Source organism: Citrobacter sp. Cpo015 (assembly GCF_030333035.1).
GTDB lineage: Bacteria > Pseudomonadota > Gammaproteobacteria > Enterobacterales > Enterobacteriaceae > Citrobacter > Citrobacter portucalensis.
The window spans coordinates 817,099-843,364 of sequence record NZ_JAOWGS010000037.1 but is presented as its reverse complement, the minus strand read 5'-3'; the positions used below and the strand labels follow the sequence as shown (position 1 = coordinate 843,364).

The following is a 26,266-nucleotide window of genomic DNA, read 5'->3' as shown; positions in this document are numbered from 1 at the left end:
TTAACAGGAGTGTAATCAAACTGCGTCGATTTTGCACCTGTTCCGTGTTAGCGCGTCTTAATTACCAGACGATTGCTCTGTTTGACTTCTTCCATTACTACATAAGTACGTGTGTCATTCACGCCAGGCAGACGCAGCAGGGTTTCCCCCAACAGCTTACGGTATGCCGACATATCCGGTACGCGTGTTTTCAGCAAATAGTCGAAATCACCGGAAACCAAATGACACTCTTGAATTTCTTCAAGTTTTTGTACTGCAGAGTTAAATTGCTCAAACACATCCGGGGCGCCACGATTCAGAGTAATCTCAACAAAAACCAGAAGTGATGCATCCAGATAATGCGGGTTTAACAGCGCTGTATAGCCCTGAATAAAACCCTGTCTTTCCAACCGACGCACACGCTCAAGGCAGGGCGTTGGTGAAAGTCCCACACGTTTAGAAAGCTCGACGTTAGAAATACGCCCATCCTTTTGCAGCTCATTAAGAATGTTACGATCGATACGGTCGAGATCTTTGCCAGGGCGCTTCTTACTATCTACCATTATTATTGTCTCTCTGTATTCCTTCCCTACTCCTGCCTGACTCTACCAACATCACTGTTCAGAGTCGCTACCCATCAAAATAAACCGCAACCCAGAGGGATTTTCGGTTCGCAATGTCTGGGTTTATGGTGAGAAGACCGTTGCCTGTCGGCGGCTATCGACATCACGAATGGCATCTGTCCACACCATGCGTAGATTTCGCTAACACGGTAAACATGGTATCTACATGCATGATTATGCAGCACATACATGACACAGTTTTTTCTTCCTTGAATGTTTTCGCAAAACAGCAGGGGATTGTCAAAGCAAAACATCGATTTTTAGTACAACATGCCAGTTATTCATTCGCAGTGATGGAAAATCGTCATTTTATCACCTTATAACTGACCGATTTTAAGTAGAAATCGTTATAGTATTACGACTAATTCTGCCGTTCATCGGTTCTCGCTATTACACATATTGTTAACAAAATCGCCATACTCTTTTTTTACGCCTGTAAATTCCCTACAATCCTGCTCATTGCCTGCTAACAACTATGGGGATCTCATGGGCGCAACCAAACACAGTAAACTTCTTATTCTGGGCTCTGGCCCTGCGGGGTATACCGCTGCGGTCTACGCTGCACGCGCGAACCTGCAACCGGTACTGATTACCGGTATGGAAAAAGGTGGTCAGTTGACCACAACAACAGAAGTGGAGAACTGGCCTGGCGATCCGCACGATCTTACAGGCCCATTGCTGATGGAACGCATGCACGAACATGCGACCAAATTTGAAACTGAAATTATTTTTGATCATATCAGCAAAGTTGATCTGCAAAACCGCCCTTTCCGTCTGACCGGCGACAGCGGTGAATACACCTGTGACGCGCTGATCATCGCCACCGGTGCGTCAGCACGCTACCTGGGTCTGCCTTCAGAAGAAGCCTTCAAAGGCCGTGGCGTTTCCGCCTGCGCGACCTGCGACGGTTTCTTCTACCGTAACCAAAAAGTTGCGGTGATCGGCGGCGGCAACACTGCTGTTGAAGAAGCGCTGTACCTGGCGAATATCGCATCTGAAGTGCATTTGATTCACCGTCGCGACAGCTTCCGCGCCGAAAAAATCCTGATCAAGCGTTTGATGGATAAAGTCGAAAACGGCAACATCGTGCTGCATACCCACCGCACACTGGAAGAAGTGACCGGCGATCAAATGGGCGTAACCGGACTGCGCCTGCGCGATACGCAAAACACTGACAACGTCGAGTCACTTGACGTTGCAGGGTTGTTTGTTGCTATCGGTCACAGCCCAAATACCGCCATTTTCGACGGTCAGCTTGAACTGGAAAATGGCTACATCAAAGTTCAGTCCGGTATTCATGGTAACGCCACCCAAACCAGCATTCCGGGTGTATTCGCCGCCGGTGACGTGATGGACCATATTTATCGCCAGGCGATCACTTCAGCAGGCACCGGTTGTATGGCTGCGCTTGACGCAGAGCGTTATCTCGACGGTCTGGCAGACGCTTGCAAATAAGTTTTACAAATCAGTAACAAAAGTAAAAAAGGCGACTATAAGTCGCCTTTATTTTTGCCTCGTTGTAACATTGTCCTGCCCAAAAATTCCAATAACTCACCTGCTAAGCGTGCAATGAATAAAACCCGTCAAAAAGAGCTGACCCGCTGGTTAAAACAGCAAAGTGTAATTTCCCAACGATGGCTGAACATTTCACGCCTGTTGGGGTTCGTGAGCGGCCTGTTAATTGTCGCTCAGGCCTGGCTCATGGCCCGAATTCTCGACCATATGATCATGGACAATATCCCCAGAGAGGCGCTTCTGCTCCCTTTCATTGTGCTGGTATTGATTTTCATCCTGCGGGCATGGGTCGTCTGGTTACGCGAACGCGTCGGGTTTCATGCTGGCCAACATATCCGCTTTGAGATTCGCCGACAGGTGCTTGACCGTCTGCAACAAGCAGGTCCCGCCTGGATACAAGGCAAACCAGCCGGGAGCTGGGCTACGCTGATCCTCGAGCAGATTGACGATATGCATGATTACTATGCACGTTATCTGCCACAAATGGCGCTGGCCGTATGCGTCCCCTTATTGATCGTAGCGGCGGTATTCCCGTCAAACTGGGTAGCCGCCCTTATTCTGCTTGGAACTGCCCCGCTGATCCCGTTATTTATGGCGATGGTTGGTATGGGTGCAGCCGATGCTAACCGCCGCAACTTTCAGGCTCTTGCCCGCCTCAGCGGCCATTTTCTCGATCGCCTGCGGGGCATGGAGACGCTAAGAATCTTTGGTCGCGGTGAAGCCGAAACAGAAAGCATCCGCGCAGCGTCACAGGATTTCCGCCAGCGCACGATGGAAGTCCTGCGCCTGGCGTTTCTGTCATCCGGTGTCCTTGAGTTCTTTACCTCCCTGTCCATCGCACTGGTCGCGGTTTACTTCGGTTTTTCCTACCTCGGTGAACTCGATTTTGGCCACTACGGGACGGGCGTCACATTGGCTGCTGGCTTCCTGGCGCTCATTCTGGCGCCGGAATTTTTCCAACCCCTGCGCGATCTGGGCACGTTTTATCACGCCAAAGCACAAGCCGTTGGTGCTGCAGACAGTCTGAAAACCTTCATGGAAACCCCGCTTGCACATCCTGAGCGTGGTGATATTGAGCTGACAACAAAAGACGCAGTTTCAATTGAAGCTGAAGATCTGGTCATCACCTCGCCGGAAGGTAAAGTGCTTGCAGGTCCGCTCAACTTTACCCTGCCAGCGGGCCAACGCGCGGTGCTGGTTGGCCGCAGCGGCTCCGGCAAAAGTTCGTTGCTCAATGTCCTGTCCGGTTTTCTCTCTTATCAGGGATCGCTGCGGATTAACGGCTTTGAGCTGCGCGACCTATCGCCTGATTGCTGGCGCAAACAGCTGTCCTGGGTTGGACAAAACCCGCAGCTCCCTGCCGCCACGTTACGCGATAACGTGCTGCTCGCTCGCCCCGATGCCAGCGAAGAACAGCTGCAAGCCGCACTCGACAGCGCCTGGGTCAGTGAGTTTTTACCACTTCTGCCACAGGGTGTGGATACACCAGTAGGCGATCAGGCTGCTCGACTTTCTGTCGGACAAGCGCAGCGCGTTGCCGTGGCTCGCGCCTTACTCAATCCATGTCAGTTGTTGCTGCTTGACGAGCCCGCCGCCAGCCTTGATGCACATAGCGAACAACGCGTGATGCAGGCGTTGAAAGCAGCGTCACGCCGCCAGACCACGCTGATGGTGACACACCAACTTGAAGATCTTGCCGACTGGGACGTTATCTGGGTGATGCAGGACGGACAGATCGTTGAACAAGGCACTTATGCCGAACTTAGCGCAGCCAACGGGGCGTTTGCGACATTACTGGCTCATCGTCAGGAGGACATTTAAATGCGCGCTTTGCTACCTTATCTGACGCTGTATAAACGTCACAAATGGATGTTAACCCTGGGGATCGTTCTGGCGATCGTCACACTGCTGGCAAGTATTGGTTTGCTGACGCTTTCCGGCTGGTTCCTGTCGGCTTCTGCTGTGGTGGGTGTCACCGGGATTTACAGTTTTAACTATATGCTCCCTGCTGCCGGGGTACGCGGTGCGGCAATCACCCGAACCGCGGGCCGCTATTTCGAGCGATTGGTCAGCCACGACGCGACGTTCCGCGTGCTGCAACATTTGCGTATTTATACCTTCAGCAAACTGCTGCCGCTCTCCCCTGCTGGCCTGTCCCGTTATGGACAAGGTGAATTGCTTAACCGCGTAGTGGCAGATGTCGACACGCTCGATCATCTCTATTTGCGCGTGCTCTCCCCGCTTGTGGGCGCTTTTGTCGTCATCATGGTGGTCACGCTGGGGCTGAGCGTTCTCGATTTCACGCTGGCTATCACTCTCGGCGGTATTATGCTGCTGACCTTATTTATCCTGCCCCCACTCTTTTATCAGGCAGGTAAAAGCACCGGGCAAAGCTTGACGCATTTACGTGGGCAGTATCGTCAGCAGTTAACATCCTGGCTGCAGGGCCAGGCTGAACTGACCATCTTTGGCGCCAGTGAACGTTACCGCGCCCAAATGGAAGCCACCGAGTTGCAGTGGCACGAAGCCCAACGACGTCAGTCTGAATTAACGGCGCTATCACAGGCAGTCATGCTGTTAGTCGGCGCACTGGCAGTGGTTGTAATGTTATGGATGGCCTCAGGCGGCGTGGGTGGCAATACCCAGCCTGGCGCACTGATCGCGCTGTTTGTCTTCTGTGCGCTGGCCGCGTTTGAAGCTTTGGCACCCGTCACCGGGGCGTTTCAGCATCTCGGACAGGTTATTGCCTCTGCGCTGCGCATCACCGAACTGACCGAACAACAGCCAGAAGTCACCTTCCCGGATACCGGTTCTCCAGTTTCTGAGCAGGTCACTCTCACGCTACACGATGTTTCATTCAGCTATCCGGGGCAAACACAAAAAGCACTCGACACCCTTTCGCTGCAGGCTCAGCCCGGTGAACACATTGCGATTCTCGGTCGCACCGGCTGCGGTAAGTCAACGTTACTACAATTGCTGACCCGCGCATGGGATCCGCAGCACGGCGAAATTCTGATTAATGAGCAGCCGATTTCAGCCCTCAGTGAAACCACGCTGCGCCAGAGCATCAGCGTCGTGCCACAGCGCGTGCACCTGTTCAGCGCGACGCTTCGCGATAACCTGCTGCTGGCAGCACCGCACGCCAGTGATGACACATTATCCGCAATGCTGTGCCGCGTCGGCCTGGACAAACTGCTAGAGGGGGATAGACTCAATGCCTGGTTAGGCGAAGGCGGTCGTCAGCTTTCTGGCGGCGAACTCCGTCGTCTGGCTATCGCCCGCGCCTTATTGCACGATGCCCCACTGATGCTGCTGGATGAACCGACCGAAGGGCTTGATGCCACAACAGAAAGCCAAATGCTTGAATTAATTGGCGATGTCATGCGCGATAAAACCGTACTGATGGTGACACATCGTCTGCGCGGCTTGTCACGTTTTGATCAAATAATAGTGATGGACAACGGACACATTATTGAGCAAGGTAATCACGCAGATTTGCTAGCCCGGCAGGGGCGTTATTACCAGTTTAAGCAACGTCTGTAAGCTATTATTGAACGATCAAACTCGCGTAGTGGAGTTTCGCTGTCATGCGCCTGGTGCAATTGTCCCGCCATTCTATAGCCTTCCCTTCACCGGAAGGCGCTTTACGCGAGCCTAACGGTTTGTTGGCGCTTGGCGGCGATCTCAGTCCAGCTCGACTGTTAATGGCCTACCAGCGCGGAATTTTCCCGTGGTTTTCACCTGGCGACCCCATCCTTTGGTGGTCGCCCGATCCACGCGCCATTCTTTGGCCCGAGAAATTTCATCTCAGCCGCAGCATGAAACGTTTTCATAAAAACTCACCTTATCGCGTGACGCTCAATTACGCGTTCGGTCAGGTGATTGAAGGCTGCGCGAACGACCGGGAGGAAGGTACCTGGATAACGCATGATGTGGTGGACGCATACCATCGCCTGCACGAACTGGGGCATGCGCACTCTATTGAAGTGTGGCGACACAATGAATTAGTGGGCGGTATGTATGGTGTGGCGCAAGGCACGTTGTTTTGTGGCGAATCGATGTTCAGCCGTCAGGAAAATGCGTCCAAAACCGCACTGCTTGTTTTTTGCGCTGAATTTATCCGTCAGGGCGGAAAATTAATCGACTGCCAAGTATTAAATAGCCACACAGCTTCGCTGGGAGCGGTCGAAACACCGCGTCGGGAGTACCTTGAGCACCTGAGCAGACTGCGCCAGCAGCGGCTACCGAGCCATTTCTGGGTTCCTAGGACGTTATTTTTACCTCAGGGGTGAATGTTTTCGGCACATTTTTTGTCGGGGTGTTATAATTGTCGCGCAGAGTTGGTTTAGCCCATTACCCCGCCGCCGTTAAGGAACAGTTCGCGTCAGGCAACGCCTATCGTTTATCTCCTCGTTCCCTTACACGTTGCGCTTTAAGTGCGGCTTTGCCGTGTGTGGTTAGAGTAATGCGCCAAACCCGATTTGCTGTGTTTTAAACGCACAAATCTTTACTTATTAAAAGAACTTCGGCATTATCTTGCCGGTTCAAATTACGGTAGTGATACCCCAGAGGATTAGATGGCCAAAGAAGACAATATTGAAATGCAGGGTACCGTTCTCGATACGTTACCTAATACCATGTTCCGCGTAGAGTTAGAAAACGGTCACGTGGTTACTGCACACATCTCCGGTAAAATGCGTAAAAACTATATCCGCATCCTGACGGGCGACAAAGTGACTGTTGAGCTGACCCCGTACGACCTGAGCAAAGGCCGCATTGTCTTCCGTAGTCGCTGATTGTTTTTAACGCCCGAATGGCGTCCAGATAATAAAAGGTCGGTTTAACCGGCCTTTTTTGTGGGCCAAGGTCAGGTATTTAATCCTCAATCATCCGCGCATATTCTTCTGTTAAGAAATCCACTAATGTGCGTACTGACGGCAATAATCCCCTGCGTGATGGAAAGACTGCGTGAATTATTTCTCGCTTCGGTTCCCAGCCGTCGAGCAATGCCACCAGTTCACCCGCGGCTACTTGATCTTTTACCATCAGCTGTGGAAGTTGAACTACCCCCACACCGGCAACTGCGGCTTCACGTAACGCCAGCATATCGGTGGTGATCATACGCGGCGTGAAATGCACCTCCGCACGTGCGCCCTGCGGCCCGAATAACTCCCAACGATGCACATGTTTACCCGTCGCCAGACTCAGGCCAGGCCAACGCGTCAGCTCCGCCGGAGAATGTAGCGTTCCCATTTGCTCGATTAACTGCGGGCTGGCATACAAACGATGTCCCCTGTCCGCCAGCACACGCATCACCAGGTCGCTATCCTCAAATGGTCGGGGCCTGACGCGAATCGCCACGTCCAGGCCCTCTCCAACCACGTCCACGCGGCGGTTAGTGGCCTCCAGTTGCACTGATACGTCGGGATAACGCGCCATAAAACGGGCAAGCATTGGCCCGATATGCACATGCAGCAGCGTGACCGGACACGTCAACTTCACCACGCCACGCGGTTCAACCTGTAACGCGGCAATCGCATCCTGCGCTGCCTGCGCTTCCACCAGCATCGCCTTACAGTGTTCGTAAAAGGTTTGCCCAACTTCCGTCACGTTAAACTGGCGGGTGGTTCGCTGAATCAGTCGAACTCCCAGCGTCTCTTCCAGTTGCGCTATCCGTCGGCTTAGTTTTGATTTCGGTTCATCAAGCGCCCGACCCGCCGCCGCGAATCCCCCTTCCTCTACAACATGTACAAACCATGCAAAATCATTGAGATCCGGCTTTGTCATTTTATTGTCCTATTAATGAGACAGTGAGGACTATTTTAGCTACTACTCAGCTCGCTGTCATGAATATAAGCTTATTTACATCAAGATTACGCCACAGAGGAGACACATATGAAACAAGTAACAGGCGTCTACACCGCACCTCGCCCACACTGGGTTGGCGATGGATTTCCGGTTCGCTCGATGTTTTCTTACCAGTCTCATGCTGAACAGCTAAGTCCGTTCCTGCTGCTGGATTACGCCGGCCCACATACGTTTACGCCGGGTAACGAAAAACGCGGCGTAGGTGAACACCCTCACCGTGGTTTTGAGACGGTGACCATCGTTTACAGCGGCGAAGTTGAACACCGTGATTCAACCGGTCGCGGCGGCATTATCGGCCCCGGTGACGTGCAGTGGATGACCGCAGGAGCAGGAATATTACACGAAGAGTTCCATTCACCTGAATTTACCCGTCAGGGTGGCGAACTGGAAATGGTACAGCTGTGGGTCAATCTGCCAGCAAAAGACAAAATGGCCGTTCCGGGTTACCAGGGCATCAGAAGCGATGTGATCCCCACTGTCACCCTGCCAGATGAAGCAGGGAGCGTTCGTGTGATTGCGGGCAGCTATCAGGATACAAAAGGCCCGGCACATACCTTCTCGCCGCTGAACGTCTGGGATATGCGTGTGCAACGTAATCATCAGCTCACGTTGTCCCAGCCGGAAGGATGGAGCACTGCCCTAGTGGTATTGAAAGGGAATATCACCGTAAACGGCACTACGTCTGCCAGCGAAGCGCAACTGGTGGTGCTGAGCCAGCAGGGGAAAACGCTGCATATTGAAGCCTCCAGCGACGCCAGCGTGCTGCTGCTTTCTGGAGAACCGTTGAACGAGCCGATTGTAGGTTACGGTCCGTTTGTAATGAACACGAAACAAGAAATCGCTGAAGCCGTACGCGATTTTAACACCGGCCGCTTTGGCCAAATCTGAATCGAAGGAGAAGAATATGTCCAGTCCTGCAAACTTTAATGGTTCACGTCCGGTCATCGATGTGAATGATTCCGTCATGCTGCTTATCGATCATCAGAGCGGGTTGTTCCAGACCGTCGGCGACATGCCAATGCCAGAACTGCGTGCGCGTGCCGCCGCGCTGGCTAAAATGGCGACTTTGGCGAAGATGCCGGTGATTACCACAGCATCCGTACCGCAGGGACCTAACGGCCCGCTGATCCCTGAGATCCACGCCAATGCGCCGCATGCCCAATACGTGGCGCGTAAAGGCGAAATCAACGCCTGGGATAACGAAGACTTCGTGAAAGCGGTCAAAGCAACGGGTCGTAAAACGCTGATTATCGCCGGTACGATTACCAGCGTGTGCATGGCTTTCCCGGCTATCAGCGCGGTTGCGGAAGGCTATAAGGTTTTCGCTGTGATCGACGCTTCCGGTACTTACAGCAAAATGGCGCAGGAAATCACCCTGGCTCGTGTTGTTCAGGCTGGCGTCGTGCCGATGGATACCGCCGCAGTCGCTTCTGAAATTCAGGGCACTTGGAACCGTGAAGACGCCGCCGAATGGGCGGAAGTGTATACCAAAGTCTTCCCGGCTTATCAGTTGCTGATCGAAAGCTACAGCAAAGCTCAGGAAGTCGTGACCAGCGGCGAAAAACTGGACTCTCAGCGCTAATCCTTTCCTCCGCGCCTGCCTGGGCGGAGGAATATGTATATTGCGTAACCAAACGAGAGTTAACACGTAAATTCTGCTTGACCGTTTTAGCGCAACTCCCTATAGTAGCGCCCCGTTGCCCCCCAAGCGGTCAGGCAGCAATACAATATGGTGAGGTGTCCGAGTGGCTGAAGGAGCACGCCTGGAAAGTGTGTATACGGCAACGTATCGGGGGTTCGAATCCCCCCCTCACCGCCATATTTTAAGAAGAGCTCGTACGAAAGTACGGGCTTTTTTTTTCGCATGTTGCAGATCTGCGGGGAGATGAGAAGCCCCGACCGGGGTTCGACACAAAATTGCCGGGAGCAATTTTGAACAGCGCATGCGCTGGCCCCGTAGGGGCAAGGCCCAGGGATGGGCCGAGTAGCGGCGCAGCCAGCTGGACAGACCGCGAACGGAGTGAGTGGGCTGCCCGAAGGGCGAGCAAAGCGAGTCAATCCCCCCCTCACCGCCATATTTTAAGAAGAGCTCGTACGAAAGTACGGGCTTTATTTTCGCATGTTGCACGCCAGTGGGGGATGTAAATCCCCCACTGTGTGATGAACGCTTTCAGATATACACGGAGTACTTTTATTACGTACTTAGCTTATTTTAATATCATCCCAATCGATATCTTCCTCTTCTTGATCATTATTTATAATTACATCCCGAGGAACATCTTTTTTGATAATGGCATAGACAGTAGCCGTGACAAATATATTAACTATCAATGCCATAATACCGGCCATTGGATGTGACATTGTAGGAATCATCAAAACACCACCAAAAGGTACTGTTGCATCTGCGCCATAAACCATGGTGATTGCACCACCACAAGCACCGCCTATTGCTGCAGCAGCAATACCACGAACGATATCATTCATAACTATGGGTATAGATCCTTCAACAATATTCACCACCCCCATAGGAACAGCCGATTTTAACATTTCGATTTCTTCGTTATTATAAATATTTTTTCGAAAAAGTTTGGCAATAAAGAATGCAAGCCCAAAACCGATAGGTGTTGCCGTGTTAACTAACTGCAGGGCCGTAATTGGTTCATTTATACCCTGCGCCTGGAGTGTTAAGACAAATGCAAAACACGTTTTATTTATCGGACCGCCAAAGTCAACGATACACAACGCTCCTATAACAGCACCTAATAGTAAATTAGATGAAGTTCCCATACTTCTCAGGAACGATGTAAGAGCGTCTGTAAAAATACCAATAGGCGTACCGATGATATAAACCATAATCAGGGCACTGAGAACGGATGCAAAAAATGGCACAACCAATGTGGGCATTAACCCCCTAGCCCAGTCAGGCACCTTCATATTTTTAATAATAGCAAGAGCAATATACCCAGAAATGTAGCCGCCGATCATGCCACCAATGAAGCCCGCACCAATAGCATTAGCCGCCAGACCAACGACAAAACCAGGGGCTATACCGGGCTTACCTGCGATAGAACCGGAAATCCCGATAGCTATAACGACGGGTAATAGTCCAAGCGCCTTGGCCCCCATAGTCGCGAAGGCCTGCCACAGATCAAATTGACCCGGTACTAAAGTGTCCTGAACCGTCCCCCCAAGACCCATACCAATTGCAATAATAAATCCAGCACCACAAACAATGGGAATCAAGAATGAGATGGCAGTAAGCAGATGACCCTTAGGGTTTGCTGCTTTCCATACTTCTTTAATATTCATAAATTACGCCCTTTAATTTATATAGGATACGCATAGGTAAAAGTTATGAATTTACTAATTCACTGAGTTTTTCAATAAGCTTATTGGGAGATTTAACTGCCATTTCAGTTGGCACTCTGACTACTTTCTTTCCAGCGAATCTTTCTTCACCAGAAACCTTAACATCGGCGGCTAACAGTACAATGTCGGCTTGTATGATCTCATCAGCGGTTAAGGCATTCTCGATACCTATAGTGCCTTGTGTTTCAATTTTGACATTATGCCCTGCTTTTTTCGCAGCTATTTCAATTTTCTTTTGCGCAATATATGTATGTGCAATACCTACAGTACAGGCTGTAACGCCAACAATATTCATAACTATTCTCCAGGATTTAATTATTTGCTATGCTATGGCAGAGGTGTTGATTAAATTAAGCGTTAATGCCTTCATCTTCAGGGATCAAAAGTTCGATGATTTTCTGAGGATCATTTTCTTTCAGCAATTTTTCTATTATTTCTTCATCTGCTAATGAGCCAGAGACTTGTGATAGTAAACGGATATGAGTTGCATTTTGATCCACTAGACAAACAGCAAATAAAATAATACAACGAACATCACTACCATCCATTGTTTCCCAGGGTATTTGATGCTGGGTTCGTCCAATAGCCAATGCAGTACGGGCCACGCCTGAGGATTTCCCATGTGGGATCGCAACATGATTCTCGAACCCAGTGGAGCCTTGTTCCTCGCGTAGCCAGACATCTTTTAGAAAATCATTTTTACTGATAACAACTCCATCAAGCACTAATAAGTTGGTTAATTCTTCAATGGCTTCTTCTTTTGTTTTAGCCATCATATTTAGCTTAATGTTCTTTGCATTAAGCACATCCGAAATATTCATAACTCACCTTCATTAATATAATAGGGTTACAGCGCCCTCAACCGAATAAATCAAGAGCGAGAGTAAAGAGACAGATCGGTTAAATAGACTCTTTACCCTAAGTAATGGCTTAATACGGTTGAGTACGCTGTAATTTTAGGCAGCGACTTCGCGCTGATAGATATCGACCATTTTATCCCAGGCATCACTGACATTATCCGCCAGGGAGAACAGGCCCGAGGTTCCCACAATATAGACGTCAACACCGGACCGGGAGATCACATTAAAAGTTTTCTCGTTGCAGGATCCATCAATCTCAGTCAAGTAGTGGTAGCCTTTATTTTCACGCATCGCAATCAGTTCTTTGATTTTGGTGAGTGATTCCGGAATAAACTTCTGCCCTGCGTAGCCGGGGTCAACCGACATAACGGTCACTTTATCCAGCAGATGTGCGTACTCTTTAATAGCATCCGCTGGAGTTGCCGGATTCAACACCACGCCACAGCGGCGACCAGCATCTTTAATCTGGTTCAGCAGGCGGAATATTTTGTTATTCGCCGTTTCCGGATGGAAACTGATAATATCGGCTCCCGCATCAATACACATTGGAATAATATCTTCAGGGTGATTCACCATCAAATGCACATCAATTGGTACATCGGTAATTTTCTTCAGGTTTTCGATAAAGAAGGGTGACAGCGTAATGTTCTTCACATAGCTACCGTCCATAATATCGACGTGATAAAAATCAGCCCGGCCGTTCATTGCCGTAATTTGTTCTCTGAACCGCGTTAAATCCATACACATTAACGAGGGCGAAAATTTAGCTGCCATACCCTACCTCTATAAGAATCAATTAGTTAAATAATGAAACGACATGCCCAAGTATGATGCCAACAACGCCGAAGTCCGCATCACCAAAGGTGGTGGATGCAAAACCAAGGTCGCCCATTAGAGGCAGCAAGATTGCAGGCAAAAACGAAATCAGCAGACCGTGAGCGAAGGCCCCCACCACCGCACCTCGGCGACCGCCGCAGATGTTGCCGTAAACGCCCGCCGTCGCGCCGCAGAAGAAGTGCGGTACCAAACCCGGAACAATGACGCTTAAACCAAACAGAGGGCATAGGAACATGCTCACCAGACCCGCGGCAAAACTTGACAGAAAACCGACGATTACGGCATTCGGGGCGAACGGAAAGACGGTTGGGCAGTCGAGCGCCGGTTTGGCGTCTTTCACCAACTTGTCGGCGATACCTTTAAAGGCTGGAACAATTTCGGCAATAATCATGCGTACACCCGCAAGGATGATCCACACGCCTGCCGCAAAGGTCAGCGACTGGATAACGGCGAAGATGATAAAGTTCTGACCACCACTGACGCTGCTCTCAACAAATTCCTTACCTGCAACCAGCACCAGAATTACAAACAGGATCATCATCGTCAGAGAGATAGCAACCGAGGAGTCCCGCAGGAAATTCAGTGATTTCGGCACCTGCATTTCTTCAATTGACGGGCTACCTTTACCGACCGCTTTTCCCACCAGCGCCGACAGCAGATAGCCAGTTGAACCAAAATGACCTAGTGCCAGATCATCAGTACCGGTTATTTTGCGAGTAAACGGCTGCAGAATGGCCGGAGAGACCACCATCATGATGCCGAGGATCACCGCCCCGACCAGTATCACCCAAAATGGTGACAAGCCGCCGACGGAGAGAATGACAGCCAGCATCGCCGCCATATACAGCGTGTGGTGCCCCGTCAGAAAGATGTATTTCAGCGGTGTAATGCGGGCAAGTACAATGTTAAACAGCATCCCCAGCACCATGATCATTGCCGTCGCGGTACCGTAGTTTTTCTGCGCCAACGCCGCCATGGCGTCAGTATTTGGCACAACTCCCTGAATATGGAATGAGTACTCAAACAACTGGCTAAACGTTGTTAACGTAGTGGCAACAATCGCCGCACCGGATGTTAGTATTACAAAACCCATTATAGTTTTAAGAGTTCCGGAAATAACCTCGGAGACTGCTTTTTTTTGCAATAATAAACCGATCATGGAAAACAGACCGACCAGTATTGCTGGTGTACCCAATACATCATGAATAATAAACTGCAGCATAGAATGACTCCGTAGGGCCGCAAAAAATTAGTCAGAGATTCTCGGAAAGAATTTCTTTGATTTTATTGTTATCCAGTAAATTAGATAAGCCAAAGACCTGTGCAGCATGGCTGGATAGATGTTCAGCAATATCTTTAGCGCTAAGAATAACATCTGCACTTTCACTTTTTGCCGACGTCAGGTCAGTATGTGAAACAATTGCTTCTTTATTTAGCTCTTTAATGATTTTTTTCACGTTCATTTCAACGATAAAACTGCTGCCTAAACCGTTACCACACACAATCAGAATTTTTTTCATCTTTACCTCATTATCCTTTGATAACGGCTTGAATTTTTTCCAATGAGGATGCTTTTAACAATGCTGAAAGTCTTTCATCATCGCTAAAAATATCCGCAAGGGCTGTGATCATATTAATGTGCTCATCTCCCGAAATCGCACATAACATAATCACCACATAAATAGGATCATTGTCTTCCGAGTCAAAAGAAATGCCTTGTTTAATATGCAAAAGCGATAAGCCATTTTTAATCCCACCCTGTTCCGGACGAGCATGGGGCATCGCCAGACCAGGTGCTAAAATATAATAAGGACCGAGTTCCTGATGGCTATTTAAAATGGCTTTAATATAAGCCTGAGTTATCGACTCTTTATCCAATAAAGGTTGTGCCGCTAACGTAATGGCCTGTTTCCAGTCACAGACTGAATCCGCAATTTGGATATTTTCTGTAGGTAACCAGGTCGTAATCATAAATACCCCGATAGCGTTGAAATTGAGCCTACTATAGAGGAATGCCTTCACGCCTTACCGTGATCTCTCTCGCAAAGTTAGCGCTAACACAATGGCGATGTTAAAATTCTTGTTACCGCTAACTTCATTAACCATACTTATCATTACTTTGCAGTTGGGCAATGCGCAAAACGCTAAACATCATTTACAATGGGAGCCCAGACAGGCTAAAGGAGGACATCAGTGCAGACGTTACAAGCGGACGATAACGATAGCGCGCGAGAAAAACGCAGGAAAAACACTGGCAAAATTACGCTCGCCGAAGTGGCAAAACTGGTCGGCGTTAGCACGATGACCGTGTCGCGCGCACTACGTATGCCTGAAAAAGTGAATCCTGAACTACGCACCCGCATCGAAGCAGCGGTGAACGAGTTGGGCTATGTGCCAAACCTGCAGGCCCGCAGCCTCGCCTCTGCTGACTCCAGTCTCGTAATGGGTGTGGTGCCTTCTTTTTCCTCCCCTGGATTTCTTGCCGTCTCCGAAACGCTACAGACGGTGATCGCGACCCAGGGCTACAGCATGATGTTTATCGAGTCCGGCCAGGGTGGACAAAGCGAAGAAAAAGCCTTTGCACAAATGCTCGCCTATAACCCGGCGGCGATTGTTCAGTTCAATATTGATAACATCAGCAGTTGTTCGCAGATGATAAGTAATACCGGCGTGCCGGTGGTTGAGATTGGTGCTATTAATCGCGATGCTAACTGGGTCAGCATCGGCGTTGACTACGCTGCGGCCATTAAAAAGCTGGTCACCTCCCTTGCGCATAGCGGATACAAAAATATCGGCTTGCTCTGCACCGCCTCCAATAACATTATGTTTCGCCAGGTGCTGAGCGGCTGGAACAGCGCCATGCTCTCGGTTAACCACTCCCCACATCGCGTGGTGACCTCTCACCTACCAGCAGGCATAACGACCGGTTTAAACCTGCTGGGAGATATTCGTATCACCTGGCCAGAGCTGGATGCGCTGATTTGTACATCTGATGAAATTGCCTGCGGCTGCATTATGGCCTGCCACGGTGCAGGACAAAAAGTGCCCAACTCCCTGGCATTGGCAAGCTTGAGTGGTGGTACTCTTGCCGCAGTTTGCTCACCTTCTCTGACTGCTGTCGAGTTCCCATGGAGTGAAACAGGAACTCGCGCAGGAAAAACGTTACTTGATCTCCTTGCTGGCAATTCGACGGATAAATTCATTGAATTACCATCAACGTTACAAGTTCGCGCGAGCACCAGAAAATTGTAATGCGGTAATATTTATTAATTTGTCATCCTGCCTACAGCCCTGCATATCTCCGTAGGCCTGATAAGCGAAGCGCCATCAGGCATGGCAGTTATTGTCGGCTGAGCAGCGTTAGCACTTCATAGTGCGCGGTGTGTGGGAACATATCGAAAAGTTGGACGCGTTCAATGCGATACCCGGGCAACTCACGAATATCCTTCGCCATGGTTTGCGCATTACAGCTGGAATAAACGATATAACGCGGTGCCATGCGGGAGAGAAAATCGCACAGCGGCTTTCCAATCCCGCGACGCGGCGGATTCACCAGCACCAGGTCAGGTACTTCACCCTGAGCGGTAGCAAACTGGGTTGAATCCAGCGCCTGAAAATGCAGATTCTGCAACCCAAGCTCCTGCGCTGACTGCTTCGCGCAGGTAATCGCTTCTGGCGCGATTTCAATCCCCGTCAGTTTCATTTGCGGTGTAGCACAGTGCAGACCAAAACCCCCGACGCCGCAAAACAAATCCCACATGTGATTAACCGGAAGCTGACGCACCCAGTCACGCGCCGTGGCATATAACTGCCCCGCTACCACCGGATTGGTCTGGAAGAAACTCTGCGGGCGGATCCACAACGGTACATCGTTAAAGCGTTCCGCCAGCGCCTGTTGTTCCGTCAGGAAGATTTCTGTCTCCCCTTCCATAATCGCCATATGCACCGGCTGAATATTGGCAGTGATCACTTTTAACTGTGGGAGTTGTGCCTGCAACCAGGGTAGCGCCGCGCGCAGTTGTGCCAGTTTTGCGTCAGAACGCAGGACAAAACGCAGCATCATACCGCCGTCGTATCGGCTTTCCGTTAACAGCAGATATTTCAGCTCCCCGCGTTTGCGCGCCACGTTATAGGGCGTCAGCCCCGCCCGAGCGATAAACGGCTTAAGCGCGGCAAATACGGGCGCAAAAGACTCAGGATAGAGCGGACAGTCGCACAAATCCTCAGGCGTACCGTCACGATGCAGCATTCCCAGCAGCGGTTTTTCCACGCTGCCGCTGACCACCATTTTGGCTTTATTACGAAACGCGCTTTCCGGACCACTGACCGGCGCGCACCATTCTCCGACCGGATACTCGGCCAGCAGATTCTGCAGATCGGCTGTTTTTTCGAAGAGTTGATCGGCGACAGGCTGTGTTATCCACTGACAGGAGCGGCAGCGTTCGGCGTCATATAGTGCGCACTGCATACAAAGACCTACAAATTAACCGGGGGCCAAGATTATACACGTTATTGCAAACGGAAGAACCGCCTGCTGGACGCAGGAACAAACAGCAGCAGCAATACCAGCATATCCGGCAGTTTTTGCATCACCAGCGTATGCAGGATTTCGCGTCTGGACTCCCCCGCAATGCTGAACAGTTCTGGATATCCGTAGCCCAGCGAAGCCGCCCACAGATAGACGCTGGCGATAATCTGGGTCAACAGATAGATCCAGCGTGCCCAGTTCCGTCCTTTTACCAGCGAAAATGCGCAGTAAATTTCGATAAATAGCAGCACCAGACTGCCCAGAAACACCAGCGTCAAATTCCAGGTCTGCACACTGCGATGAATAAACTCACTGGTTCCACGAAACCCAAGCGTATTAAAAATCATCAACAGATCGAGACAGCGGATCATGATAATAGCCAGCGCCGCCACCTGCACCAAAGCAGGGACGTTTAAGCGAGCATGTGATGTGGATGATTTCTTAAAAAATCCCAACGCGTCGTCTTCCATGAAAACGGCGCAACCACCACAGCTGCGCCGTATAGACAGGTTGGCAGATTTTAGTTTTTTCAGCCGCGTCTTGCACGTTGGATATCGCGGATCCGTTGTTTTTCTGTTCGCGCCATCAGATACCACGCGATAAATCCGATAATTCCTACCACACCAAGGATCAGCGTCGCCAGGGCGTTGATCTCCGGGTTCACCCCCATACGTACGCTGGAGAACACCAACATCGGTAACGTTGTGGCGCCAGGACCAGAGACAAAGCTGGCAATAACCAGATCATCGAGTGACAGCGTGAAGGCTAATAGCCAACCGGAAATCACCGCCGGCATAATCATCGGCAGGGTGATGACGAAAAAGACCTTCAGCGGCGTGGCGCCGAGATCCATCGCCGCTTCCTCAATGGAGTGATCCAGTTCGCGCAAGCGTGAAGAAATCACCACCGCTACGTACGCCGTACAGAAAGTGACGTGCGCCAGCCAGATGGTCAGCATGCCGCGATCCGCCGGCCAGCCGATGGCGTGAGCCAACGCAACAAACAGCAGCAGCAGCGACAAACCGGTAATGACATCCGGCATGACCAGCGGCGCGGTGATCATAAAGGCGAAACCATTCGAACCACGAAAACGACCAAAGCGCACCATTACCACGGCGGCGATGGTGCCAAGGATTGCCGCCATCGTCGCAGCGCCCGCAGCAATCGTTAAACTCATGCCGACGGCGCTTATCATCGCGCTATCGTGGAAAAGCTCGCCATACCAACGTGTTGACCACCCCGCCCAGACCGTCACCAGCTTCGAGCTGTTAAACGAATAGATAACCAACATCAGCATAGGCGCGTACAGGAAGGTAAAGCCCACTACCAGGATAAAAATACGCCACGGCGAGCGAACGACCGGTAAGTTATTCATCCGTGTTCCCCCACGCTTTTTTGCTGATATTTATGGAACCACATGATTGGCACAATCAGTAACAGCAGCATAATAATGGCGACAGCAGAAGCCACCGGCCAGTCGCGGTTATTGAAAAACTCTTGCCAAAGCACACGGCCAATCATGATGCTATCCGGGCCGCCCAACAGTTCCGGGCTCACAAACTCGCCAACAGCCGGAATAAATACCAGCATTGACCCGGCGATAATGCCGCCCTTGGTCAACGGTACAATCACGCTAAAGAAGGTCTTCAGCGGCCGGGCACCTAAATCCAGCGCAGCTTCCACCAGCGAGTAATCAATACGGGTCAGCGCGGTATAAATCGGCAGCACCATAAAGGGCAAATAGGCGTAAACAATACCGATGTAGACCGCCAGATTGGTGTGCAAAATCGTCAACGGTTGGTCGATGACGCCCAACCACATCAGGAAGTTGTTCAGCACGCCGTTGTTTTTCAGGATCCCCATCCAGGCATATACGCGAATTAAAAACGAGGTCCAGGACGGCAGGATCACCAGCAACAGCAGAATATTACGCGTTGAGGGTTTACTGTGCGCGACGGCCCATGCCAGCGGGTATCCCAGCAGCAGGCAGCAGATTGTCGAAATTCCCGCCACCTGTAACGATTGCATGTAGGCATCGAAATAGAGCGGATCGTCCGTCAATTGCAAAAAATTGCCTAAATTGAGCGTGATGGATAACTGATCGTCAGCCCATGAAACGAGGTCCGTATAGGGAGGAATAGCGCGCGCCATTTCAGCCAAACTGATTTTGAAGACGATCAGAAAAGGCAGCAGAAACAGGAGCAGCAGCCACACATACGGCAGCGCGATCACCAGCTTGCGCCCGTGCTTCATTTGCAGCCGCGACATAAACAGCGTGAATCGCCCTGCTTTATCCACGCGTGCTGGAGGTTCAAGTGTACTCATCTTCGCTCCTTAAACCGTCAACACCACACAGCTGTCCGCATCCCAACACAAACGGACCTCGTCACCCCAGGTTGGTAACCCTTTACGATAACGATGTTCATTTTGTAGCTGGGCGCTCAACATCTGGCCGCTTTTCAAACGTACGTGGTACACCGACAAATCCCCCAGATAGGCAATGTGCACCACTTCGCCTACAGCGAAGTTATAACCCTCTGGCGGAGGCGCTTCGCAGAGCATGATTTTTTCCGGGCGCAGCGCAACATACACCGGGACGTTATCGACAACAGATGCATCGGCGTCCACCTTCAGCGGATGCACCAGACCAGGAGACTCAATCACCAGACCATCTTCCTGGCGTTCTTTTAGCAGTCCCTCAAAAACGTTTACCGAACCGATAAACTCTGCGCTGTAACGCGTAGTCGGATGTTCATAGATCTCTTCCGGCTCGCCAATCTGGACAAATTTGCCACGGTTCATGATCGCAATACGGCCCGCCATCGTCATGGCTTCTTCTTGATCGTGTGTCACCATCACGCAGGTCACACCGACGCGTTCCAGGATATCCACCACTTCCAGTTGCATGCGATCACGGAGTTTTTTATCCAGCGCCCCCATTGGTTCATCCAGCAGCAGCAGCTTCGGGCGTTTTGCCAGGCTGCGCGCCAATGCCACGCGCTGACGCTGACCGCCAGAAAGCTGATGCGGCTTACGCTTGGCGAACTCCTGCATATGCACGAGTCCCAGCATCTCATTCACCCGACTGGCGATTTCAGCCTTCGGCAGCTTGTCCTGCTTGAGGCCAAAGGCAATGTTCTGCTCCACCGTCATGTGCGGAAACAGGGCATAGGACTGAAACATCATATTAATCGGACGCAGATAAGGCGGGACATGCGCTAAATCGACGCCATCCAGCATGATTTGCCCGGTAGTCGGCAGTTCAAATCCCGCCAGCATCCGTAGCAGAGTCGATTTGCCACAGCCGGACGCGCCGAGCAGAGCAAATATTTCACCTTTGTAGATAGTAAGATTGACGTCATCAACGGCGTGCTGACCGTCAAATGACTTGGTCAGATTGCGAATTTCAAGCAGCGGGGTCAGCGCCTTGCGGATTTTCGCTTGTGGGCGTGGGGTTGCATCATTCACTCAGGTGCTCTCCGGCATAAAACAAAGAAACGGTGCAAATAACGCACCATAACGGTGCGTATTGCCGGGTTATATGTGTCCGGGTTCAACGCTGCCCGGCAGGCAAAAATCCTGCCGGGTCATGTCCCAAACATCGGTTTATTTCCCGCTTTTTACCTTCGTCCATGCGCGGGTACGTACACGATCGATCTTCGGATCCTGTACTTTCAGTGTGAACAGCTTGGCGCGAACATCCGCAGGCGGGTAGATACCCGGGTTGTCACGAACTTCAGGGCTGACCAGAGCCGTCGCTTCTTTGTTGGCATTGGCATAAAACACGTGGTCGGAGATATGCGCAATCACATCAGGGCGCAGCAGGTAATTGAGGAACTGATAGGCTTCATCTTTGTTTTTCGCATCGGCAGGCATCGCGAATACGTCAAAGAACGCCATTGCACCTTCTTTAGGAATTGAGAAGGAGATATTGACGCCATTTTTCGCTTCTTTCGCACGGTTTGCCGCTTGCCATACGTCCCCTGCCCAGCCAATCGCGACGCAGGTATCACCGTTTGCCAGGTCGTTAATATATTGCGAGGAGTGGAAGTAGCGAATATTTGGGCGCAGCTTCAACAGCAGATCGGTTGCCGGTCCGGTGTAATCATCCGCTTTGGTACTGTTTGGGTCTTTACCCAAATAGTTCAGCACCGTGGCAAACACCTCTTCGGGCGCATCGAGGAAAGAGACGCCGCAGCTTTTGAGTTTTTCCAGATTTTCCGGTTTGAGGATTAAATCCCAGCTGTTAACCGGCGCATCTGGCCCCAGCACCGCTTTGACTTTATCCACGTTATAACCAATACCGGTCGTAGCCCACATATACGGCATCGCGAACTTGTTGTCCGGATCGTGTTTACCCACCAACTTCAGCAGTTCAGGATCAAGATTTTTCCAGCCCGGCAATTTGCTCTTATCAAGCGGCTGGAATACGCCCGCAGTCAGTTGACGCTCAAGGAAGCTGGCAGAAGGAACGACAAGGTCAAAGCCGGTACTGCCAGCCATGAGCTTACCTTCCAGTACTTCATTGGAATCAAATACGTCATAGATAACTTTAATTCCGGTCTCTTTTTCAAAATTAGCCACCGTGTCCGGGGCAATATAATCAGACCAGTTATATATATGCAGCGTTTTTTGTTCAGCAGCGAGCGTGCCGGCAGAGATGGCCATCAGAGCACCCGCAACCAGGCCTGATAACCATTTTTTATTTAAGGCGGTCATAATCTCTTTCCTTCTGAAAGTTCGTTAACAAACGAACAAAAATGTCACACTCTAATGATATGCAAGAAACGTGCATATTCTTTCATGCGGCACCGATGAAAAGAGAGACCTCTCCTCATGCCGCTGTTGCTCGCTGGCATCCGCCTATGCATTCAACACACATTGTGGCCACAGGTCAGGTCACAAGGGGCTGTTTAAATGATGACGTTGGTAAGCTTCGCAAGAATAACTTTAGCCAGGAATTGTGGATATAGCCCAGATTAAAAAACGTCTTTTATCAATTTTTTATGCAGGAATTGTCTATGACATAAAGCGGAAGGCGCTGAATCGAGGTGAATAATTCTTTAATGAAAGGTTAAATGCAGAATAAAAACAGGCAATACGCAACCGCTCTGGCAGCGGCTGCGCGATATATGTCCAGATTCAGGAAGAATTAATGGAGGAAATGAATTTCAGCGGTGCTGTTTTGCGCATCTTCTTCAGCATTAAATAACAGCTGATGCGCTCCGGCTTCGAGGATCACCATCGATATTTGCTCTTCGCTCTGGCGAACAAAACATTCAAACTGCTCAAACGTTACGCCCGGCGTAACGGATAAAGACTGGCAAACCACCAGCTTTGGCAGATTATCATCCTGCATATCCAGAAACGCTTTCACCGTCAGTGAACTGGCATTGATCGCAGACAGATCGGCTGCCAGTGGCAGCAATGCAGAAGGTCTGACTTCCGCCATCGCAGAAAACAGAATGACGTTATCGACCAAATCAACTTTTGCATCAAAGATGCCGTCAAAATTCTGCATGTGTGGCAAGTGCAGCGCCTGACAGGTATCGCATTCAAAAAAACTCATGCCCAGGTCGTCGAGCCATTGACGCAACGTATCCAGAGTGGGAACGACCAGTGATGTCATAATAATGTGCGACCTCTATTGATGAAAAAAATACCGGCACAGCTTACGCAAAAAGAGCGTGTCATACCACGATCGCAATCGATATTGCGCTTAGCCGCCGATTTTAAGACAAAATTCAGGAGTAGCATGGCGCTCGATCCACTGGATCATTTTCGCGGCAATGTCTATTCCGGTGGTTTTCTCCACGCCTTCCAGCCCCGGAGACGCGTTGACCTCCATGACCAGTGGCCCTCGATCAGCGCGCAGAATATCAACGCCTGCAACGTCCAGGCCCATCGTGCGGGCGGCTTTGAGCGCAATTTCTCTTTCGCGCGGCGTGATACTCGCAATAGTCGCCACCCCACCACGATGGAGATTAGAACGAAAATCGCCCTCTTTAGCCCGTCGTTCAATGGCGGCCACTACTTCATCGCCCACCACGAAACAGCGGATATCGCGCCCCTTCGCTTCTTTGATATATTCCTGAACCAGGATATGGGCATTCACCCCACGAAACGCATCTACCACGCTTTCTGCAGCCTGCCGCGTTTCCGCCAGCACCACGCCAATCCCCTGGGTGCCTTCAACCAGTTTCACCACCAACGGCGCACCGCCAACCATGTCAATCATGTCGCTGGTATCGTCCGGAGAGTGAGCAATTCCGGTGATGGGTAAATCAATTCCCTGACGCGCCAGCAGCTGTAGCGAACGCAGCTTATCGCGCGCTCGCGTAATCGCTACCGATTCATTCAACGGATAGCTACCCAGCATCTCAAACTGGCGCAGCGCCGCGGTCCCATAAAAGGTAATCGCGGAACCAATCCGCGGGATCACCGCGTCGAAATGGGGAAGCTGACGGCCCTTGTAATGAATAGAGGATGCCGCCGGGCTGATGTTCATATAGCAAGAAAGGGGATCGATAACTTCAACCAGGTGACCGCGCTGCATCGCCGCTTCACGCAGGCGTTTACAAGAATAGAGCGTTCCGTCCCGGGACAAAATGGCAATTTTCACCCTGCACCTCTCTGAATGACCTGGTAAAAGCTGGCGTATCATACACTGGGTTAAAATCTTTAGCGCGTGGCCCATCCCTGTTTATGCAAATATTCCAGGATAAAGGGGCGACTTTCTTTAATGATGGTACGGCGAATATGATCGCTCCAGGTGTCGCGGCGGGTATTGCTGCCTCGGGTCAGATAGTACTGCGCGAGCTGCTCATCATATTGCGCCAACACATCACTGTTGAGTGGCTGGTATTGGTTTTCATGCACCACAAGCGACGCGGGCAGGCGCGGCTTGATATCCGGGTTATCCGCAGGCCAGCCGAGGCACAATCCAAAGAGCGGCAGAACATGTTGCGGAAGCTTCAGCAGTTCGGTGACCGGCTCAATATTGTTACGCAAACCGCCAATAAACACGCCGCCAAGTCCCAGCGACTCTGCCGCCGTCAATGCATTTTGCGCCATCATTGCAGTATCAACCACGCCCAGCAGCAGCTGTTCCGCCAGCCCAAGTTGCGCGTCAGGGCAAATCTGCAAATGACGGTTAAAATCAGCGCAAAACACCCAGAACTCAGCGGCCTGAGCCACATGCTTTTGGCCGCCAGATAAGGTAGCCAGTGATTCACGCAGGGATTTATCCGTTATGCGAACGATCGTCGTGCACTGTAGAAAACTGGAGCTTGACGTTCCCTGAGCGGCGGCAATAATCGCCTCACGCTGTGCATCCGAAATGGCATCATCAGTAAAATGGCGAATGGAACGGTGGCTGCGAAGTAAATCAATGGTTGGAGTCATCTCTTTTGTCTCTGTCTGAATCAGTTGAATCACCGGGTGCGCGAGACATCAGTTGCGGTGCCAGCAGTTGAGCAACACGCCACATCAACGCCACCGCAGCAGGGAGCATCAGCAGTACGCCCAGAAATATCATCACCACACAGGCTAACGGGCTGTTAAGCGGTGCGGGCAAGGTGAGGTAATCGTTAAGCGATAGCAGCGCCAGCGATAACAAAACCATCCCAATTATTTCCAGCATCAATACGCTTTTGGGTAATACACCAATTGTGCGCATACGCGGCCTCCCGGCGAAATGGCTTCCATTATAAAACGTTCCGGCTTGCCGTGTTTAACAGATATAGCTTGAGGATATCAAAGCAACAGGCTGAACCTGCTTTCCATCCGTCACAAATCGCGGCATCATAACCAGTATTGCCATCCGGCCTGATAAGTTCGAGGAGAAAGAGATGTTTGCCGTTATTTTTGGTCGCCCAGGGTGCCCGTATTGCGTGCGCGCAAAAGAATTAGCAGAAAAATTAAGCAGTGAGCATGACGATTTTAACTTCCGCTACATTGATATCCATGCTGAAGGAATTACCAAAGCAGATCTGGAAAAGACGGTAGGTAAGCCAGTTGAAACCGTTCCGCAGATTTTTGTCGATCAAAAACACATCGGCGGCTGCACGGATTTTGAAGCTTGGGCAAAAGAGAACATGAATCTGTTCGCCTGATAGCGGTTTCTACGCCCTCACCTTGAGGGCGTCATCAGTTCTTTTTCCGCCGTTGATGCTGATTGAATAAGCTACTGATAAATAAAAAACATAATGCGCCAAGTGCGCACCAAAACACCGCACTAAACAACCACGCCAGCTCTTGCCACAATGAACGCGTCGGCATAAAAACGAACCGCATCAGTAACAGGCAGCACGGCGCCGCCAACATTGCACCAAGCAGGGGTTTGAGCACTTCCCGACGATGGGAAAAAAAGCTTGCTGCAGCACCAGGTAAGATAAAAAACAACAATCCGACCTCAGGATGCCCTGCCGCTCTGAATGCCCCTTTCACGTTCAGCGTTAATGAAAGACACACCACAATAAAGAGCACAAAGCAGCAGACCGCACTCGCCCAACTTTGCTTATGTTTCAATCGTTCCTCCTGACACATTCTCTATCGAACACTCTTTTCGCCCGCAGGCGTCCAGTCAGATAAAGTAACTCGGCATTCCATGCCAAAAACACACCCACACGATTCTTATAGCCGTTGATACGTAATGAGATTAAACTAACCGCATATATTGTTATGCT

29 protein-coding genes and 1 tRNA gene are annotated in these 26,266 nt (G+C 50.7%); 10 read left to right on the top strand and 20 right to left on the bottom strand.

Features of this window, described 5'->3' with window-relative positions; genetic code table 11:
* Window positions 1–47: 47 nt before the first annotated feature.
* Entirely contained in the window at window positions 48–542 is a 495-nt protein-coding gene (gene lrp / locus OGY67_RS19810) for a leucine-responsive transcriptional regulator Lrp (protein ID WP_002439523.1), read from the bottom strand.
* A 546-nt stretch (window positions 543–1,088) separates the two neighbouring features.
* Here lrp and trxB point away from each other — a divergent pair.
* The 5 genes from trxB (at window position 1,089) to infA (ending at window position 6,913) form a co-directional block, all read left to right on the top strand.
* The gene (gene trxB, locus OGY67_RS19805) at window positions 1,089–2,057 is read left to right on the top strand and encodes a thioredoxin-disulfide reductase (protein WP_003831889.1); all 969 of its coding nucleotides are present in this window, start codon (window positions 1,089–1,091) and stop codon (window positions 2,055–2,057) included.
* A 114-nt stretch (window positions 2,058–2,171) separates the two neighbouring features.
* Complete coding sequence (cydD, locus tag OGY67_RS19800) at window positions 2,172–3,938, top strand: heme ABC transporter permease/ATP-binding protein CydD (protein WP_003831887.1); 1,767 nt, start codon at window positions 2,172–2,174, stop codon at window positions 3,936–3,938.
* Window positions 3,939–5,660, top strand: coding sequence for a heme ABC transporter ATP-binding protein/permease CydC (gene cydC, locus OGY67_RS19795; protein ID WP_286574425.1), 1,722 nt, complete (start codon window positions 3,939–3,941; stop codon window positions 5,658–5,660). It abuts the gene before it with no gap.
* Window positions 5,661–5,704: 44 nt separating this feature from the next.
* Entirely contained in the window at window positions 5,705–6,409 is a 705-nt protein-coding gene (gene aat, locus OGY67_RS19790) for a leucyl/phenylalanyl-tRNA--protein transferase (protein WP_008784251.1), read from the top strand.
* Window positions 6,410–6,694: 285 nt separating this feature from the next.
* Complete coding sequence (gene infA / locus OGY67_RS19780) at window positions 6,695–6,913, top strand: translation initiation factor IF-1 (RefSeq protein ID WP_002211347.1); 219 nt, start codon at window positions 6,695–6,697, stop codon at window positions 6,911–6,913.
* 79 nt (window positions 6,914–6,992) lie between these two features.
* On the opposite strand, the gene OGY67_RS19775 is transcribed toward infA, so the two are convergent.
* Complete coding sequence (locus tag OGY67_RS19775; RefSeq protein WP_003831675.1) at window positions 6,993–7,904, bottom strand: LysR family transcriptional regulator; 912 nt, start codon at window positions 7,902–7,904, stop codon at window positions 6,993–6,995.
* A 108-nt stretch (window positions 7,905–8,012) separates the two neighbouring features.
* On the opposite strand from OGY67_RS19775, the gene OGY67_RS19770 reads away from it, so the two are divergent.
* The 3 genes from OGY67_RS19770 to OGY67_RS19760 all read left to right on the top strand — a co-directional run bounded on the left by OGY67_RS19770 (window position 8,013) and on the right by OGY67_RS19760 (window position 9,804).
* The gene (locus tag OGY67_RS19770) at window positions 8,013–8,873 is read left to right on the top strand and encodes a pirin family protein (protein ID WP_286574424.1); all 861 of its coding nucleotides are present in this window, start codon (window positions 8,013–8,015) and stop codon (window positions 8,871–8,873) included.
* Window positions 8,874–8,889: 16 nt separating this feature from the next.
* Complete coding sequence (locus OGY67_RS19765; RefSeq protein ID WP_003831673.1) at window positions 8,890–9,567, top strand: isochorismatase family protein; 678 nt, start codon at window positions 8,890–8,892, stop codon at window positions 9,565–9,567.
* 149 nt (window positions 9,568–9,716) lie between these two features.
* A tRNA-Ser gene (locus OGY67_RS19760) sits at window positions 9,717–9,804 on the top strand.
* Between the two features lie 383 nt (window positions 9,805–10,187).
* Here the strand turns inward: OGY67_RS19760 and OGY67_RS19755 are convergent.
* The 7 genes from OGY67_RS19755 to OGY67_RS19725 form a co-directional block, all read right to left on the bottom strand.
* Window positions 10,188–11,294, bottom strand: a complete 1,107-nt coding sequence (locus OGY67_RS19755; protein ID WP_286574423.1) for a PTS fructose transporter subunit IIC — start codon at window positions 11,292–11,294, stop codon at window positions 10,188–10,190.
* 43 nt (window positions 11,295–11,337) lie between these two features.
* Window positions 11,338–11,649 carry a PTS fructose transporter subunit IIB gene (locus tag OGY67_RS19750; protein WP_103284954.1) on the bottom strand — a complete coding sequence of 104 codons (312 nt, stop codon included), beginning with the start codon at window positions 11,647–11,649 and terminating at the stop codon, window positions 11,338–11,340.
* 55 nt (window positions 11,650–11,704) lie between these two features.
* A complete protein-coding gene (locus OGY67_RS19745) occupies window positions 11,705–12,175 on the bottom strand; it encodes a PTS sugar transporter subunit IIA (protein WP_286574422.1) in 471 nt (156 codons plus the stop codon).
* A gap of 135 nt (window positions 12,176–12,310) precedes the next feature.
* Complete coding sequence (alsE, locus tag OGY67_RS19740) at window positions 12,311–12,988, bottom strand: D-allulose 6-phosphate 3-epimerase (RefSeq protein ID WP_267451511.1); 678 nt, start codon at window positions 12,986–12,988, stop codon at window positions 12,311–12,313.
* A gap of 22 nt (window positions 12,989–13,010) precedes the next feature.
* On the bottom strand, window positions 13,011–14,273 hold the full coding sequence (ulaA, locus tag OGY67_RS19735; protein ID WP_080625471.1) for a PTS ascorbate transporter subunit IIC: 1,263 nt from the start codon (window positions 14,271–14,273) through the stop codon (window positions 13,011–13,013).
* Between the two features lie 31 nt (window positions 14,274–14,304).
* Window positions 14,305–14,571: a PTS sugar transporter subunit IIB gene (locus OGY67_RS19730; RefSeq protein WP_286574421.1), complete on the bottom strand. Its 267-nt coding sequence runs from the start codon at window positions 14,569–14,571 to the stop codon at window positions 14,305–14,307.
* Between the two features lie 10 nt (window positions 14,572–14,581).
* Window positions 14,582–15,022, bottom strand: a complete 441-nt coding sequence (locus OGY67_RS19725; protein ID WP_286574420.1) for a PTS sugar transporter subunit IIA — start codon at window positions 15,020–15,022, stop codon at window positions 14,582–14,584.
* A 222-nt stretch (window positions 15,023–15,244) separates the two neighbouring features.
* Between OGY67_RS19725 and OGY67_RS19720 the strand changes: the two genes are divergently transcribed.
* On the top strand, window positions 15,245–16,303 hold the full coding sequence (locus OGY67_RS19720; protein ID WP_267441720.1) for a LacI family DNA-binding transcriptional regulator: 1,059 nt from the start codon (window positions 15,245–15,247) through the stop codon (window positions 16,301–16,303).
* Between the two features lie 88 nt (window positions 16,304–16,391).
* Here OGY67_RS19720 and rlmC read toward each other — a convergent pair whose 3' ends face one another.
* The 10 genes from rlmC to OGY67_RS19670 all read right to left on the bottom strand — a co-directional run bounded on the left by rlmC (window position 16,392) and on the right by OGY67_RS19670 (window position 25,257).
* Window positions 16,392–17,519 carry a 23S rRNA (uracil(747)-C(5))-methyltransferase RlmC gene (rlmC, locus tag OGY67_RS19715; RefSeq protein WP_048214585.1) on the bottom strand — a complete coding sequence of 376 codons (1,128 nt, stop codon included), beginning with the start codon at window positions 17,517–17,519 and terminating at the stop codon, window positions 16,392–16,394.
* Between the two features lie 41 nt (window positions 17,520–17,560).
* Window positions 17,561–18,049: a YbjO family protein gene (locus OGY67_RS19710; RefSeq protein ID WP_003035378.1), complete on the bottom strand. Its 489-nt coding sequence runs from the start codon at window positions 18,047–18,049 to the stop codon at window positions 17,561–17,563.
* 59 nt (window positions 18,050–18,108) lie between these two features.
* Window positions 18,109–18,954, bottom strand: coding sequence for a putrescine ABC transporter permease PotI (gene potI / locus OGY67_RS19705; protein WP_008784246.1), 846 nt, complete (start codon window positions 18,952–18,954; stop codon window positions 18,109–18,111).
* A complete protein-coding gene (potH, locus tag OGY67_RS19700; protein WP_286574419.1) occupies window positions 18,951–19,904 on the bottom strand; it encodes a putrescine ABC transporter permease PotH in 954 nt (317 codons plus the stop codon). Before potH ends, potI begins: the two co-directional genes overlap by 4 nt.
* Before the next feature lie 9 nt (window positions 19,905–19,913).
* Complete coding sequence (potG, locus tag OGY67_RS19695) at window positions 19,914–21,047, bottom strand: putrescine ABC transporter ATP-binding subunit PotG (RefSeq protein WP_003831665.1); 1,134 nt, start codon at window positions 21,045–21,047, stop codon at window positions 19,914–19,916.
* A 138-nt stretch (window positions 21,048–21,185) separates the two neighbouring features.
* On the bottom strand, window positions 21,186–22,298 hold the full coding sequence (potF, locus tag OGY67_RS19690) for a spermidine/putrescine ABC transporter substrate-binding protein PotF (protein ID WP_003831664.1): 1,113 nt from the start codon (window positions 22,296–22,298) through the stop codon (window positions 21,186–21,188).
* 433 nt (window positions 22,299–22,731) lie between these two features.
* Window positions 22,732–23,208: a type III secretion system chaperone family protein gene (locus OGY67_RS19685; RefSeq protein ID WP_003831662.1), complete on the bottom strand. Its 477-nt coding sequence runs from the start codon at window positions 23,206–23,208 to the stop codon at window positions 22,732–22,734.
* 90 nt (window positions 23,209–23,298) lie between these two features.
* Window positions 23,299–24,201, bottom strand: coding sequence for a 30S ribosomal protein S6--L-glutamate ligase (gene rimK / locus OGY67_RS19680; RefSeq protein ID WP_003831660.1), 903 nt, complete (start codon window positions 24,199–24,201; stop codon window positions 23,299–23,301).
* Between the two features lie 59 nt (window positions 24,202–24,260).
* The gene (gene nfsA, locus OGY67_RS19675) at window positions 24,261–24,983 is read right to left on the bottom strand and encodes a nitroreductase NfsA (RefSeq protein WP_008784243.1); all 723 of its coding nucleotides are present in this window, start codon (window positions 24,981–24,983) and stop codon (window positions 24,261–24,263) included.
* The gene (locus OGY67_RS19670) at window positions 24,967–25,257 is read right to left on the bottom strand and encodes a DUF1418 family protein (RefSeq protein ID WP_008784242.1); all 291 of its coding nucleotides are present in this window, start codon (window positions 25,255–25,257) and stop codon (window positions 24,967–24,969) included. The genes nfsA and OGY67_RS19670 overlap by 17 nt, the downstream gene beginning before the upstream one ends.
* Window positions 25,258–25,429: 172 nt before the next feature.
* On the opposite strand from OGY67_RS19670, the gene OGY67_RS19665 reads away from it, so the two are divergent.
* A complete protein-coding gene (locus tag OGY67_RS19665; RefSeq protein ID WP_003035358.1) occupies window positions 25,430–25,693 on the top strand; it encodes a GrxA family glutaredoxin in 264 nt (87 codons plus the stop codon).
* Between the two features lie 34 nt (window positions 25,694–25,727).
* Here OGY67_RS19665 and OGY67_RS19660 read toward each other — a convergent pair whose 3' ends face one another.
* Window positions 25,728–26,108 carry an inner membrane protein YbjM gene (locus OGY67_RS19660; protein WP_003035356.1) on the bottom strand — a complete coding sequence of 127 codons (381 nt, stop codon included), beginning with the start codon at window positions 26,106–26,108 and terminating at the stop codon, window positions 25,728–25,730.
* Between the last annotated feature and the right edge of the window lie 158 nt (window positions 26,109–26,266).